This window comes from Burkholderia sp. HAN2018 (genome assembly GCF_024704855.1).
Lineage (GTDB): Bacteria > Pseudomonadota > Gammaproteobacteria > Burkholderiales > Burkholderiaceae > Burkholderia > Burkholderia cepacia.
Genome location: NZ_QOBB01000184.1, coordinates 1 through 14,889, shown reverse-complemented (window position 1 = coordinate 14,889; position 14,889 = coordinate 1). Strand labels below are relative to the sequence as shown.

Genomic DNA, 14,889 nt, shown 5'->3' with positions numbered 1-14,889 from the left:
GTCGGCGTGAATACGCCGACCTGCGCCGCCCCGGCACTTCATCTCATCTCGATTTCCTGCGGGTTCAAAGCTCGATGCGCGTGCCCAGCAGCGCGAGGAACTGCGCGAGCCAGGCCGGATGCGCGGGCCACGCGGGCGCGGTGACGAACGGCGCGTCGGTCACGGCTGCGTCGACCGGGATGTCCGCATATTCGCCGCCCGCGAGCTTCACCTCGGGCGCGCAGGCCGGGTAGGCCGAGATGCGCTTGCCGCGGATCACGTCGGCCGCCGCGAGCAGTTGCGCCGCGTGGCAGATCGCGGCGATCGGCTTGCCGGCTTCGGCGAACTCGCGCACGAGCGAGATCACCTTCGGATCGAGTCGCAGGTATTCGGGGGCACGGCCGCCCGCGATCGCGAGCGCGTCGTAGCGCGAGGCGTCGACGTCGTCGAATGCCGCGTTCAGCGTGAACTGGTGGCCGGGCTTCTCGGTGTAGGTCTGGTCGCCTTCGAAATCGTGGATCGCGGTCTTGATCTTGTCGCCCGCGCGTTTGCCCGGGCAGACTGCATCGACGTGGTGGCCGACCGCCTGCAGCGCCTGGAACGGCACCATCGTTTCGTAGTCTTCGGCGAAATCGCCGGTCAGGAACAGGATCTTCTTCGCGGCCATGGCTTTCTCCAGTGGAGCTGCGTTGAGGGCCCGCCGCGGCAGACGAATGCCATGCCCGCCCGGGGCCCCGAGGACGAAAGCGCAGTGTACTCCGGCCGCTTGAAGCGCGCGTGACGGCCGCCCCGCGCGAGCGGCGGGGCGGTGCGCGCGACCTGCGTCAGAAGAAGGTTTCGACGACTTCCGTCACGCGGAACTGCGGATCGAGCACGAGCACCTGGCGCCACTTGTCGAACGTCAGGCACGGGTGCGAGATGTCGAACGCGACCATGTCGCCGACCTTCACGTCCGCGCCCGGCGGGATCTGCAGGTACGCGTGCTGGTCCATCATCCCGGTGACGGCCCAGCCTTCGGCGGCGACGACGTCGCGCGGGGCGGTGTCGCGGCCCGGGCGGAAGTGGCGCGCCGGCTCCGGCAGCCCCGCGTCGAACGCCGCGTCGCGCTTGCCGAGCGCGACGATCGCACGGTCGGCCTCGGGCACCGACTGCACGTAGGCCCACAACTGCAGCGCGGGCAGCAGCCCTTCGCCCATCGTGCGTGCGATCGGGTTGCGCGCGAACACGTCGGTCTGCGCCTTCTTGTAGATGCCGACATCGTGCGTCAGGTAACAGCCCGGACGCAGCACGACTTCCGCGAAGCCCGCGTCGGACGCCTTCGCGAATTCTTCCGCGACCACGTCGTACCACGCCGAACCTGCGCCGGACAGGATCGCCGGCGTACGCGCGAAGCGGCCCGCCTCGGCCAGTTCGCGCGTGAGCGCGACCGCTTCCTGCAGGAACGTGCGGATCTCGCCTTCCTCCTTCAGCACGCCTTCGTAGAGTTCGATGCCGGCCAGCTTCAGCGTGTCCGGATAGCGCGCGATCGCGGCGAGCACGGCCTCGCGCTGCGCGGCATCGCGCACGCCCGCGCGGCCGCCCGGCACGCCGAGCTCGAGCAGCACGTTCAGCGGCTTCTTCAGTGCGCCGAAGAAGCGGCCGAGCTGGTCGACGCTCTCCGCGGAATCGACGAGGCAGAAGAATTCGAAGTCGGGATCGGACAGCAGCCCCGCGATGATCGTCATGTTCTGGCGGCCGACCAGCTGGTTCGCGAGCAGCACGCGCCGCACGCCGCCGTGATACGCGGCCTGCGTCTGGTGCGCGGTCGCGAGCGTGATGCCCCACGCGCCGGCATCGAGCTGGCGGCGGAACAGTTGCGGCGCCATCGTCGTCTTGCCGTGCGGCGCAAACTTGACGCCGTACTTCTGGACGAATGCCTGCATCCAGTTCAGGTTGTGTTCGATGCGATCCTCGTAAAGCACGGCGGCCGGCAGGCTGACGTCTTCCGCGAGCAGGTTCCACTCGAGGCGGCCCGCGTCGCCGAGCGGCACGCTCGCGCTCGGCAGATTGCCGAGGCCCTTGCCGAACGGATCGATCGTCGCTTCCTGATAGTTTGTAACTTTCATGTCATCCCGCTCCATCATCACTATGCATTGCACTGAAGTTGACACGCAGATGGTACAGAAAGTAGCATCTGCGCGGTGATGTTATTTAGTAACATCGAGCTTCGCACCCTTTTCCGCAGATGAATACGCCCGCCAATCCGTCCGCTCCGCACGCAGCCGAGCCCTATCCGGCATCGGCCGCCCCGCCGGTCCTCGACATCGTCGCGCGGATCGCCGAATGCGCGCCCGAGCTGCGCGAAGCCGAGCGCAAGGTCGCCGCGTTCATCCTCGCCGATCTGGCACGCGCCGCACATGCGAGCATCGGCGCGCTCGCGCGCGACGCGGAGGTCAGCGTCGCGACGGTCACGCGTTTCGCGAAGGCCGTCGGCTGCCGCGACGTGCGCGAACTGAAGGTGCTGGTCGCGCAGGCGGCGGCCGTCGGCCAGCGCTTTCTCGTGCCGTCCGACGACGCGCCGACCGACGATACGAGCCCCGCGTCGATGGTCTACGACGAGATCCGCGTGGCGCTCGCGCACAACCACCAGTTGCTGCGCAATACGTTGTTCGAGGAAGCGGCCGACCTGCTCGCCGGCGCGAAGATGACCTATGTGTACGGGCAGGGCGGCGGCTCGACCGCGCTCGCCGACGAGCTGCGTTTCCGGCTCGTGCGCTTCGGCCGGCCGGTCGCGAGCTACCAGGACAGCCTGCTGCAGCGGATGGTGGCCGCGACGCTGTCGCGCGACACCGTCGTCGTCGCGCTGTCGGTGAGCGGGCGCGTGCCCGAGCTGCTCGAGAGCTGCCGGCTTGCGAAGCGCTACGGCGCGAAGCTGATCGCGATCACCGCGCCGGCCTCGCCGCTCGCGAAGCTGGCCGACCACCTGATCCCGGTCGTCGCGTTCGAAACCGATTTCATTTACAAGCCGTCGACATCGCGCTACGCGATGATGATGGCGATCGACGTGCTCGTCACCGGAGTCGCGTTGCGGCTCGGCGATGCGGGCCGGGAATCGCTGCGTCGCATCAAGCACGCGCTCGATGCGCACCGCGGCGGCGGAGACCGTCAACCGGTAGGAGACTGACCATGCATTCGCATCCCGAAGCCGCCGATACGCTGATCGTCGGCGCGCAGCTTTACGACGGTACCGGCGCGCCGCCCGTCACGCGCGACGTCGCGATCCGCAACGGCGTGATCGCGGCGATCGGCAACCTGTCGAACTGGCTCGCCGAGACCGTCGTCGATGCGAACGGCCGTGCGCTCGCGCCGGGCTTCGTCGACGTGCACACGCACGACGACACGCACGTGATCCGCGCGCCGCAGATGGTGCCGAAGATCTCGCAGGGCGTGACGACCGTGATCGTCGGCAACTGCGGGATCAGCGCGTCGCCGGTGACGCTCGCGGGCGATCCGCCCGATCCGATGAACCTGCTCGGCGAGCGCGGCGCGTTCCAGTACCCGACCTTCGCCGACTACGTCGCGGCCGTGAACGACGCGCGTCCGGCCGTGAACGTCGCGGCGCTCGTCGGCCACACGGCGCTGCGCAACAACCAGATGGACCGCCTCGACCGCGCGGCGACCGACGGCGAGATCGCCGGGATGCGCGCGCAGCTCGAGGAGGCGCTCGCGAACGGCGCGCTCGGCCTGTCGTCGGGCCTCGCGTACGGCTCCGCGTTCGCGGCGCCGACTGAAGAGGTGATGGCGCTCGCCGAGCCGCTCGCGAACGCCGGCGCGTTGTACACGACGCACATGCGCACCGAATTCGACGCGATCCTCGATGCAATGGAAGAGGCGTACCAGGTCGGCCGCCATGCGCGCGTGCCGGTCGTGATCTCGCACCTGAAGTGCGCGGGCCCGTCGAACTGGGGGCGCAGCACCGAAGTGCTCGCGTCGCTCGAAGGCGCGCGCCGCTACCAGCCGGTCGGCTGCGACTGCTATCCGTACAGCCGCAGCTCGTCGACGCTCGACCTGAAGCAGGTGACGGGCGACATCGACATCACGATCACCTGGTCGGAGCCGCACCCGGAAGCGGCGGGCAAGCTGCTGAAGGCGATCGCGGCCGACTGGGGCGTGACCGAGCAGGAAGCCGCGCAGCGCATCCGCCCGGCGGGCGCCGTGTACCACAACATGTCCGAGGAGGACGTGCGCCGGATCCTGTCGCACCCGGCGACGATGGTGGGCTCCGACGGCCTGCCGAACGATCCGCTGCCGCACCCGCGGCTGTGGGGCGCGTTCCCGCGCGTGCTCGGCCACTACGTGCGCGACACGAACCTGCTGCCGCTCGAGGAGGCGATCCGCAAGATGACGTCGCTGTCCGCGCGCCGCTACGGCATCGCGCGGCGCGGCGAGGTGCATGTGGGCTACCACGCCGACCTCGTGCTGTTCGACCCGGCGCGCGTGATCGACGCCGCGACGTTCGAGAAGCCGCAGCAGCCCGCGCACGGGATCGACGCCGTGTGGGTGAACGGCGTGCTGACCTACGAAAACGGCCAGCCGACCGGCGAGCGCGCCGGCGGCTTCGTCGCACGCGGCGAGCGCGTGCCGGCGAGTGCCGACGCCGCGTTCTGAACGCGGTTGTTGTTCCGATCTGCCGCGCGCGCCGTCGTCGGCGCGCGCATCCGCAACCGTGCGTTGCATGGGACCGGCGCCGGCGCTGAAGCGTCGAGGCGGTCGACAAACAAGGAGTGAAACGATGAAGCGATATGGCGTAGGCGAAGCGAAGGGGACGGGCGGCCAGGTGATGCCGTTCGCACGCGCGGTCGAGGCCGACGGCTGGCTGTACGTGTCGGGCCAGACGCCGATGGTGAACGGCGAGGTCGTCGAAGGCGGGATCGTCACGCAGTCGAGGCAGACGATCGAGAACGTGATCGCGATCCTGAAGGAAGCCGGCTACGGCCTCGAGCACGTCGTGCGCTGCGGCGTGTGGCTCGACGACGCACGCGATTTCGCGTCGTTCAACAAGGTGTTCGTGTCGTACTTCGGCGAGCATCCGCCGGCACGCGCGTGCGTGCAGTCGAGCATGGTCATCGACTGCAAGGTCGAGGTCGACTGCATCGCGTACAAGGCGCCGGCGAAGTAACGCCGCAACGGCGAGCCGCTCCAGAACGGGCCCGGCGCATTCACGTGCGCCGGGCCCGTTTTGTCGTATGTCGCGCACGGTTCGATTGTTGCCCGGTGCGCCACGGCGGCAACCGCCGCAACGCCACCCGCCCGTTCATGTAATGTGCTGCGTGATCGTACGGAGGGGAAATACATGGAATGGGCTGCGCTGGTGCCGGAGCTGATCTGCTCGGACCTCGCCGGAAGCGTGCGCTTCTATCGTGACGTGCTGGGATTCCGGATTCGCTTCGAACGTCCGGAAGACGGCTTCGCGTATCTGGAAATCGGCCGGGCTCAGCTGATGCTCGAGCAGTACAGCGCGGAGGGCTGGCTGACCGGCCCGCTGGAGCCGCCGTTCGGGCGCGGGATCAATTTTCAGATCGAGGTCGAGGCGCTCGACCCCATTCTCGACAGGATCCGCGCCGCGCGCGTGCCGCTGTTCGTCGAGCCGCGCACGTCCTGGTATCGGGAGGGCGAGATCGAGCATGGCCAGATCGAGATGCTGGTGCAGGATCCTGACGGATACCTGTTGCGCCTGGTGGAGATCCTGCCGGAGCGGCCGGTGAGCGGGTGATCGTCGTTCGTTCGCGCTTTTCCCGCGCAATGAAAAACAGCCCGGCCGGTTGATTCCGGTCGGGCTGTTGTATTTGGGGTGGCGGCCGCGCGTCGCCGGCGGCAAAAGGCAAGCTGCGGCGGCCACCCGCCGCCGTCACTGCCGCGCGTTGCGCGCGTTGTCCGGCATCGGCTGGTTGTAGTTCGTGCGGAACGGGTTGATGTCGAGCCCGCCGCGGCGCGTATAGCGCGCATACACCGCGAGCTTCACCGGTTTGCACGCGTGCAGGATGTCGAGGAAGATCCGCTCGACGCACTGCTCGTGAAAGCCCGTGTGGTTGCGGAACGAGATGATGTAGCGCAGCAGGCCCGCGTGGTCGATCTGCGGCCCGACGTAGTGAATCTGCACGCTGCCCCAGTCGGGCTGGCCGGTGACCGGGCAGTTCGAGCGCAGCAGGTCGGACACGAGCGTCTCCTCGACCGGCGCTTCGTCGACGGCCGCCGACAGCAGCGACGGATCGGGTTCGTACACGTCGGTGTCGAGGTCGAGCCGGTCGAGCGACAGACCGTCGAGTTCGTCCATTTCGAGCTTGCCGAAATCGTGCGGCGACACGAGCTGCACGGCGACGCTCGCCCCGCACGCGGCCGACACGTCGCGCTTCAGCGTGTCGCGCACCGCGTCGATCGAGTCGAATTTCGTCTGCGCGAACGAGCCGAGATACAGCTTGAACGACTTCGATTCGACGATGTTCGGCGATTCGGCCGGCACGTAGAAGGTCGCAACCGCAATCTGCGGCTTGCCGCGCGCGTTGAGCCAGGACAGCTCGTATGCGTTCCAGATGTCGGTGCCGAAGAACGGCAGCGCCGACGCGATGCCGAGCTGCTCGCGCGCGCCGGCGCGCGGGATCGGGAACAGCAGCGACGCGTCGTACTGGGCCGCGTAGACGGTGGCCTTGCCGAGCGGGGAATGTTCGGGATTCATGCGTGACGCCTTTACGACAGGAAGAGGCGGTAAGCCGGGTTGGCGCTCTCTTCGACATACGGATAGCCGAGTGCCGCGAGGAAGCGTTCGAATTCGGCGCGATCGGCCTGCGGTACCTGCAGCCCGACGAGGATCGAGCTGTAGTCCGCGCCCTGGTTGCGGTAATGGAACAGGCTGATGTTCCAGTCCGGCGCCATCGACGACAGGAACTTCATCAGCGCGCCCGGCCGTTCCGGGAACTCGAAGCGGAACAGGCGCTCGTCGAGCGCGAGCGGCGAACGGCCGCCGACCATGTAGCGGATGTGTTCCTTCGACAGCTCGTCGTGCGTCAGGTCGACGGACTTGAAGCCGTGCGATTCGAAGTTCGCGGCGATCTCGGCCGATTCGCCGCGGCGCTTGATCTGCACGCCGACGAAGATGTGCGCGGCCTGCGCATCGGCGATCCGGTAGTTGAACTCGGTGACGTTGCGGTCGCCGACGAGCGAGCAGAACCGCTTGAAGCTGCCGCGTTCCTCGGGGATCGTGACCGCGAACACGGCTTCGCGCGCCTCGCCCACTTCCGCGCGCTCGGCGACGAAGCGCATCCGGTCGAAGTTCATGTTCGCGCCGGACGTGACCGCGACGAGCGTCTGGTTCTCGATGCCTTCGCGTTCCGCGTAGAGCTTCGCGCCCGCGACCGCGAGCGCGCCGGACGGCTCGAGCACGCTGCGCGTGTCCTGGAAGACGTCCTTGATCGCCGCGCACAGCGCGTCGGTGTTCACCGTCAGGACGCCGTCGAGGTATTCGCTGCAGAGCCGGAAGGTTTCCTCGCCGACCAGCTTCACGGCGGTACCGTCCGCGAACAGGCCGACCTCGCTCAGCTCGACGCGCTTGCCCGCGTCGAGCGACTGCGCCATCGCGCACGAATCCTCGGCCTGCACGCCGATCACCTTGATCTCCGGTCGCACCGCCTTCACGTAGGCCGCGACGCCGGACGCGAGCCCGCCGCCGCCGATCGGCACGAAGATCGCGTGGATCGGGCCCTGGTGCTGGCGCAGGATCTCCATCGCGATCGTGCCCTGGCCGGCGATCACGTACGGATCGTCGAACGGATGGACGAACGTGAGGCCGCGCTCCTCCTGCACCTTGACCGCGTATGCGTACGCGTCGCTGTACGACTCCCCGGCCTGGATCACCTCGACGCTCGGGCCGCCGTGCGCGCGCACCGCATCGACCTTCACCTGCGGCGTCGTGACGGGCACGACGATCACGGCCTTGACGCCCATCCGGGCCGCCGAGAACGCGACACCCTGCGCGTGGTTGCCGGCCGATGCCGTAATCACGCCGCGCGCGAGCGCGTCCGCCGGAATGTGCGCCATCTTGTTGTATGCGCCGCGCAGCTTGAACGAGAACACCGGCTGGTTGTCCTCGCGCTTGAGGTAGACGGCGTTGCGCAGCCGGGCGGACAGGTTGCGGGCGGATTCGAGCTCCGTCTCGATCGCGACGTCGTAGACGCGCGCGGTGAGGATTTTCTTCAGGTAATCGTGGGATGCCATGGGCGCTCGCGTGCAGTGCGGTAGCAGACGGTAAAGGATCAATGATAGCGCCAAGGGTCCGCCTGTACGCAAGCGGCATGCCGGGCGCACGCCCGCGGGGCCGTGCGGACGATGCGTCGGCGACGTTGCGCGGCCTTTTTTACCGGCTTAACCGCGTGGTTACCGACCGGACGGACGGCGAATGACCGCGTGAAATCGCGCCGAGCCAGGCCTGGCGCGGCTCGCGGCGATAGCCCCACGACCTGTCCGACGTGTCACGCGTGGCCCGATCATGGGTTAGAATTCCGTTTTGAATCAAGGATTCGGAAGATGCAGAGGCACCCTCGGATCGCACCGTTGAAGCCGACGCCGCGCGCAGCCAGCCCCGCGGCGGAACGGCATGCGCGCCGCGCGCGATCGTGCTGATGATCGAGTGCCGCCAGGCCCTGTCGCCGGCCAGGAGGGGCGAATCTCCGCCCGCTCCGGCCCCATGAAGGACAGCCGCGCGCCTGGTAACAGAACAGATTTCCCCAAGATTGCGCCCACGCGCTTGCCGACGCCCGTGCACGGTGTATCGGCCCTCCGAGTCGTCCGAACATGAACGCACCACAAGTTTTCGATCCGCATGGCGCGGCAGCCGCCGTCGCCGCCGACCCCGCGCCCCGGTTGCGCGAGATTCCCTACAACTACACGTCCTTCTCGGATCGCGAGATCGTGATCCGCCTGCTCGGCGAAGAGGCGTGGTCGGTGCTCGACGAGCTGCGCGCCGAGCGCCGTACGGGCCGCTCGGCACGGATGCTGTATGAAGTGCTCGGCGACATCTGGGTCGTGCGCCGCAATCCGTACCTGCAGGACGACCTGCTCGACAACCCGAAGCGCCGCGCGTTGCTGATCGAGGCGCTGAACCACCGGCTGACCGAAATCGGCAAGCGCCGCAGCGCGGATCTCACCGAGCACCGCGACGACGCGGGCCGCGAACGCGCATCGCGCGTCGAGATGCTCGAAACCGCCGCGCAGCGCGCGGTCAACGAGTTCGCCGACGAATTCGAGAAGATGGCCGACCTGCGCCGCCGCGCGACCAAGGCGCTCGGCCGCTGCACGCAGAAGGACAACATCCGTTTCGACGGACTGTCGCGCGTGTCGCACGTGACCGACGCGACCGACTGGCGGGTCGAATACCCGTTCGTCGTGCTCACCCCCGATACCGAAGCCGAGATCGCCGGCCTGATCAAGGCCTGCTTCGAGCTCGGCCTGACCGTGATCCCGCGCGGCGGCGGCACCGGCTACACGGGCGGCGCGGTGCCGCTCACGCCGTTCTCCGCGGTGATCAACACCGAGAAGCTCGAACAGCTCGGCGCGGTCGAGCTGACCGAGCTGCCGGGCGTCGCGCACAAGGTGCCGACGATCTTCTCCGGCGCGGGCGTCGTCACGCGCCGCGTGACGGAAGCCGCGGAAGCGGCCGGCTATGTGTTCGCGGTCGATCCGACCTCGCTCGACGCATCGTGCATCGGCGGCAACGTCGCGATGAACGCGGGCGGCAAGAAGGCCGTGCTGTGGGGCACCGCGCTCGACAACCTGGCCTGGTGGCGGATGGTCGACCCGGACGGCAACTGGCTCGAAGTCACGCGCCACGAGCACAACCAGGGCAAGATCCACGACATCGCGGTCGCGCGTTTCGAGCTGAAGTGGTTCGACGGCGCATATGCGCCGGGCGAGAAGCTGCTGAAGAGCGAGATGCTCGAGATCGAGGGCCGCCGGTTCCGCAAGGAAGGCCTCGGCAAGGACGTGACCGACAAGTTCCTGGCCGGCCTGCCGGGCGTGCAGAAGGAAGGCTGCGACGGGCTGATCACGTCCGCGCGCTGGGTGCTGCACAAGATGCCGGCGCACACCCGCACCGTCTGCCTGGAATTCTTCGGCCAGGCGCGCGAGGCGATCCCGAGCATCGTCGAGATCAAGGACTACCTGTTCGAGACGTCGAAGCAGGGCGGCGCGATCCTCGCGGGCCTCGAGCACCTCGACGAGCGCTACCTGCGCGCGGTCGGCTACGCGACCAAGAGCAAGCGCAACGCATTCCCCAAGATGGTGCTGATCGGCGACATCGTCGGCGATGACGCCGACGCGGTCGCGCACGCGACGTCCGAAGTGATCCGGATGGCGAACGGCAAGAGCGGCGAAGGCTTCGTCGCGATCAGCGCGGAGGCGCGCAAGCGCTTCTGGCTCGACCGCAGCCGCACGGCCGCGATCGCGAAGCACACGAACGCGTTCAAGATCAACGAAGACGTCGTCATCCCGTTGAACCGGATGGGCGAGTACACCGACGGCATCGAGCGGATCAACATCGAGCTGTCGCTGAAGAACAAGCTGCAGCTGGTCGACGCGCTGGAAGCGTTTTTCCGCGGCGGCAACCTGCCGCTCGGCAAGACCGACGACGCGAACGAGATCCCGAGCGCCGAACTGCTCGAGGATCGCGTCCAGCAGGCACTGGAGCTGCTCAAGCGCGTGCGCGCGCGCTGGGAGTTCGTGCGCGACCGCCTCGACCAGCCGCTGCGCGAGGCGCAGCACTACCTCGTGCAACTCGGTTACGAGGCGCTCGCCGAGAAGTTCGCCGACCGCGCGGACGAGCAGCCGGGCGCGACCGTGTTCCACGTCACGCAGGACCGCACGGTGCGCATCTCGTGGAAGCAGGAGATCCGCGCGGAGCTGCGCGCGATCTTCAACGGCGGCGCGTTCAAGCAGATCCTCGACGAAGCGCAGGCGATCCACAAGCAGGTGCTGCGCGGCCGCGTGTTCGTCGCGCTGCACATGCACGCGGGCGACGGCAACGTCCACACCAACCTGCCGGTCAACTCCGACAACTACGAGATGCTGCAGGACGCCCACGCGGCGGTCGCGCGCATCATGACGCTCGCGCGTTCGCTCGACGGCGTGATTTCCGGCGAGCACGGCATCGGCATCACGAAGCTCGAGTTCCTGACCGACGACGAGATCGCCGAATTCCGCGCGTACAAGCAACGCGTCGACCCGAACGGCCGTTTCAACAAGGGCAAGCTGCTCGAAGGCGCCGATCTGCGCAACGCCTATACACCGAGCTTCGGGCTGATGGGATACGAGTCGCTGATCATGAAGCAGTCCGACATCGGCGCGATCGCCGATTCGGTGAAGGACTGCCTGCGCTGCGGCAAGTGCAAGCCGGTGTGCGCGACGCACGTGCCGCGCGCGAACCTGCTGTACAGCCCGCGTAACAAGATCCTCGCGACGTCGCTGCTGGTCGAGGCGTTCCTGTATGAGGAACAGACGCGCCGCGGCGTGTCGATCAAGCACTGGGACGAGTTCAACGACGTGGCCGACCACTGCACGGTGTGCCACAAGTGCGCGACGCCGTGCCCGGTGAAGATCGATTTCGGCGACGTCACGATGAACATGCGCAACCTGTTGCGCAAGATGGGCAAGAAGAAATTCAACGCCGGCAATGCGGCGGGCATGTTCTTCCTGAACGCGACCAACCCGCAGACGATCAACGCCGCGCGCAGCGTGATGATGGGCGTCGGCTACAAGGTGCAGCGCTTCGCGAACGACATGCTGAAGAACGTCGTGAAGAAGCAGACGCAGCACCCGCCGGCGACGGTGGGCAAGCCGCCCGTCGTCGAGCAGGTGATCCACTTCGTCAACAAGAAGATGCCGGGCAACCTGCCGAAGAAGACGGCACGCGCGCTGCTCGACATCGAGGACAACAAGATCGTGCCGATCATCCGCAACCCGAAGTCGACGACCGTCGATTCGGAAGCGGTGTTCTACTTCCCGGGTTGCGGCTCCGAGCGTTTGTTCTCGCAGGTCGGCCTCGCGACGCAGGCGATGCTGTGGGAGGCGGGCGTGCAGACCGTGCTGCCGCCGGGCTACCTGTGCTGCGGCTATCCGCAGCGCGGCTCGGGCCAGTACGACAAGGCCGAGAAGATCGTCACCGACAACCGCGTGCTGTTCCACCGGGTCGCGAACACGCTGAACTACCTCGATATCAAGACGGTGGTCGTGTCGTGCGGCACCTGCTACGACCAGCTCGCCGGCTACGAATTCGACAAGATCTTCCCGGGCTGCCGGATCATCGACATCCACGAGTTCCTGCTCGAGAAGGGGATGAAGCTCGACGGCGTGACGGGCACGCGCTACATGTATCACGACCCGTGCCATACGCCGATCAAGACGATGGACCCGGTGAAGCTCGTCAACGAGCTGATGGGCGCGGAGAAGGACGGCTACAAGATCGAGAAGAACGACCGCTGCTGCGGCGAGTCGGGCACGCTCGCGGTCACGCGCCCGGACGTGTCGACGCAGGTCCGCTTCCGCAAGGAAGAGGAGATCCGCAAGGGCGCCGCGAAGCTGCGTGCGATTCCCGTGGTGGCCGGCGCTGCGCCGGCGCCAGCCGCCGCGGCCGCGAACGGCCCGGACGTGAAGATCCTGACGAGCTGCCCGTCATGCCTGCAGGGCCTGTCGCGCTACGGCGAGGATGCGAACCTCGAAGCCGACTACATCGTGGTCGAAATCGCGCGCCAGGTGCTCGGCGAGAACTGGATGGCCGATTATGTCGCACGCGCGAACAATGGCGGGATCGAGCGCGTGCTGGTCTAATGCGGGCATGACGACCGCCCGACCGGGCTGGGGATGAGCGGGCGCCGGCGCGGCAATGCCGGCGCCCGTCCACATGGGAGCGACGATGGAATGCGTGTTTTGCCGTGAAGACGGCGGCGAGGTGCTCTGGCAGGACGATGCGCTGCGCGTCGTCCTCGCGACGGGCGAGCACGAGTATCCGGGCTTCTGCCGGGTGATCTGGGGCACGCACGTAGCGGAATTCTCCGATCTCGGCGAGCCCGAGCGGGCCCACCTGATGCGCGTGGTCTACGCGGTCGAGCGGGCCGTGCGCCGCGTGATGCAGCCGAACAAGGTGAATCTCGCGAGCCTCGGCAACATGGTGCCGCACGTGCACTGGCACGTGATCCCGCGCTTTTCCAACGACGCCCACTTCCCGCAGCCCGTCTGGGCGCCGCGCCAGCGCAGCGTGTCCGAGGCGCTGCTGCGCACGCGCGCGGCGCAGGCCTCGCTGCTGCACAATGCGGTGCGCGAGGAAATTCAACGCATGACCGATTCGAGGCAGCCATGAGCGGTTTGACTTCCACGACGCCGATTCCGTCCGGCGTCGTCGTGCACGCGGTATCGCGCGTGCTCGAATTGCAGTACCCGAACGGTGAAAGCTACCGGATTCCGTTCGAGCTGATGCGCGTGTATTCGCCGTCGGCCGAGGTGCGCGGCCACGGGCCCGGCCAGGAGACGCTGCAGACCGGCAAGCGCGAGGTGACGATCACCGCGCTCGAGGGCGTTGGCAACTACGCGCTGCAGCCGACGTTTTCCGACGGCCATTCGACCGGCATCTACTCGTGGGACCTGCTGTACGAGCTGGCCACGCAGCAGGACGCGCTGTGGCGCGACTATTTCGACAAACTGAAGGCAGCGGGCGTCGAGCGCGACGCCCCGATGCAGGCAGCCTCCGCGTCGCACGGCCACTGCCACTGAAATTCGACGGCGCCCGCTCGGCGCCGTCTTGCCATTTACTGAGGATCAACGCGATGAGCAAAACCCACTTCGGCTTCGAAAGCGTCGAGGAAAACGAAAAAGCGAAGAAAGTGGCGGGTGTGTTCCATTCGGTCGCGAGCAACTACGATCTGATGAACGACCTGATGTCGGCGGGCATGCACCGCGCGTGGAAGGCGTTCACGATCGCGCAGGCGAACGTGCGTCCCGGCTTCAAGGTGCTCGACATCGCGGCCGGCACCGGCGACCTGACCAAGGCGTTCGCGAAGGCAGCCGGGCCGACGGGCGAGGTCTGGCACACGGACATCAACGAATCGATGCTGCGCGTCGGTCGCGACCGGCTGCTCGACAAGGGCATCGTGACGCCGTCGCTGCTGTGCGACGCGGAGAAAATCCCCTTTCCGGACAACTACTTCGATCTGGTCACGGTCGCGTTCGGGCTGCGCAACATGACGCACAAGGATGCCGCGCTGGCGGAGATGCGCCGCGTGACGAAGCCGGGCGGCCGCGTGATGGTGCTGGAATTCTCGAAAGTCTGGGATCCGCTGAAAAAGGCGTACGATCTGTATTCTTTCAAAGTATTACCGTGGCTTGGCGACAAGTTCGCGAAAGATGCTGAAAGTTACCGGTATCTTGCTGAATCTATCCGGATGCACCCCGATCAGGACACGCTGAAGACGATGATGGAACAAGCGGGCCTCGATGCCGTCAAATATTACAATTTGTCAGGTGGCGTGGTAGCTTTACACATGGGAGCCAAGTACTAAGGGGCTCTTTCCATACATTTGTCTTACATCTGGAGAAGCTGATGTCCGAAACGCGTTCGTTGTTCAACCGTAGCAAGCCGTCGAAGCCGTGGGCTCGGCGAGTCGGCACACTGCTGATGGTCGGCCTGCTCACGGCCGGCACGTTCGCATCGCTCGACGCTGAAGCCAAGCGCATGGGCGGCGGGCGCAGCATCGGCCGCCAGAATTCCACCGTCACGCAGCGTCAGGCCACGCCGCCTGCGCAGCAGCCGATGCAGCAGGCCGCGCCGTCGCAGGCGCAGCGTGCGAACCCGGCTGCGCCCGCGCCGGCCGCGCAGCCCAACCGCTCGCGCTGGCT

The 14,889-nt window shown here is 67.3% G+C and carries 12 protein-coding genes and 1 pseudogene; 9 read left to right on the top strand and 4 right to left on the bottom strand.

Annotated features, from left to right (window positions below; genetic code table 11):
- Window positions 1-64: 64 nt before the first annotated feature.
- Entirely contained in the window at window positions 65-646 is a 582-nt protein-coding gene (locus DPV74_RS31345) for a DJ-1/PfpI family protein (protein WP_021161332.1), read from the bottom strand.
- 157 nt (window positions 647-803) lie between these two features.
- Entirely contained in the window at window positions 804-2,084 is a 1,281-nt protein-coding gene (locus DPV74_RS31340) for an amino acid deaminase (protein ID WP_027789142.1), read from the bottom strand.
- A 119-nt stretch (window positions 2,085-2,203) separates the two neighbouring features.
- On the opposite strand from DPV74_RS31340, the gene DPV74_RS31335 reads away from it, so the two are divergent.
- From DPV74_RS31335 to DPV74_RS31320, 4 genes are all read left to right on the top strand, one after another.
- Window positions 2,204-3,142 (top strand): MurR/RpiR family transcriptional regulator, encoded by a 939-nt coding sequence (locus DPV74_RS31335; protein WP_119338590.1) that lies wholly within the window; start codon window positions 2,204-2,206, stop codon window positions 3,140-3,142.
- A 2-nt stretch (window positions 3,143-3,144) separates the two neighbouring features.
- Window positions 3,145-4,626, top strand: coding sequence for an amidohydrolase family protein (locus tag DPV74_RS31330; protein ID WP_119338589.1), 1,482 nt, complete (start codon window positions 3,145-3,147; stop codon window positions 4,624-4,626).
- A 124-nt stretch (window positions 4,627-4,750) separates the two neighbouring features.
- The gene (locus DPV74_RS31325; protein ID WP_119338588.1) at window positions 4,751-5,137 is read left to right on the top strand and encodes a RidA family protein; all 387 of its coding nucleotides are present in this window, start codon (window positions 4,751-4,753) and stop codon (window positions 5,135-5,137) included.
- A 174-nt stretch (window positions 5,138-5,311) separates the two neighbouring features.
- A complete protein-coding gene (locus DPV74_RS31320) occupies window positions 5,312-5,731 on the top strand; it encodes a VOC family protein (protein WP_119338587.1) in 420 nt (139 codons plus the stop codon).
- Window positions 5,732-5,866: 135 nt separating this feature from the next.
- Here the strand turns inward: DPV74_RS31320 and queF are convergent, their stop codons facing one another.
- Together queF and ilvA are read right to left on the bottom strand one after the other, a co-directional pair.
- On the bottom strand, window positions 5,867-6,691 hold the full coding sequence (gene queF / locus DPV74_RS31315) for an NADPH-dependent 7-cyano-7-deazaguanine reductase QueF (protein WP_027789146.1): 825 nt from the start codon (window positions 6,689-6,691) through the stop codon (window positions 5,867-5,869).
- 11 nt (window positions 6,692-6,702) lie between these two features.
- On the bottom strand, window positions 6,703-8,226 hold the full coding sequence (ilvA, locus tag DPV74_RS31310; protein WP_027789147.1) for a threonine ammonia-lyase, biosynthetic: 1,524 nt from the start codon (window positions 8,224-8,226) through the stop codon (window positions 6,703-6,705).
- Window positions 8,227-8,802: 576 nt separating this feature from the next.
- Between ilvA and DPV74_RS31305 the strand changes: the two genes are divergently transcribed.
- The 5 genes and pseudogenes from DPV74_RS31305 to DPV74_RS31285 form a co-directional block, all read left to right on the top strand.
- Entirely contained in the window at window positions 8,803-12,828 is a 4,026-nt protein-coding gene (locus tag DPV74_RS31305; protein ID WP_119338586.1) for a DUF3683 domain-containing protein, read from the top strand.
- Between the two features lie 85 nt (window positions 12,829-12,913).
- Window positions 12,914-13,357 (top strand): HIT family protein, encoded by a 444-nt coding sequence (locus DPV74_RS31300; protein WP_021161324.1) that lies wholly within the window; start codon window positions 12,914-12,916, stop codon window positions 13,355-13,357.
- Window positions 13,354-13,767 (top strand): gamma-butyrobetaine hydroxylase-like domain-containing protein, encoded by a 414-nt coding sequence (locus tag DPV74_RS31295; protein WP_021161323.1) that lies wholly within the window; start codon window positions 13,354-13,356, stop codon window positions 13,765-13,767. The genes DPV74_RS31300 and DPV74_RS31295 overlap by 4 nt, the downstream gene beginning before the upstream one ends.
- A 53-nt stretch (window positions 13,768-13,820) precedes the next feature.
- Entirely contained in the window at window positions 13,821-14,552 is a 732-nt protein-coding gene (ubiE, locus tag DPV74_RS31290; protein ID WP_027789150.1) for a bifunctional demethylmenaquinone methyltransferase/2-methoxy-6-polyprenyl-1,4-benzoquinol methylase UbiE, read from the top strand.
- Window positions 14,553-14,593: 41 nt separating this feature from the next.
- A pseudogene (locus tag DPV74_RS31285) lies at window positions 14,594-14,889 on the top strand (hypothetical protein); the annotation flags it as partial.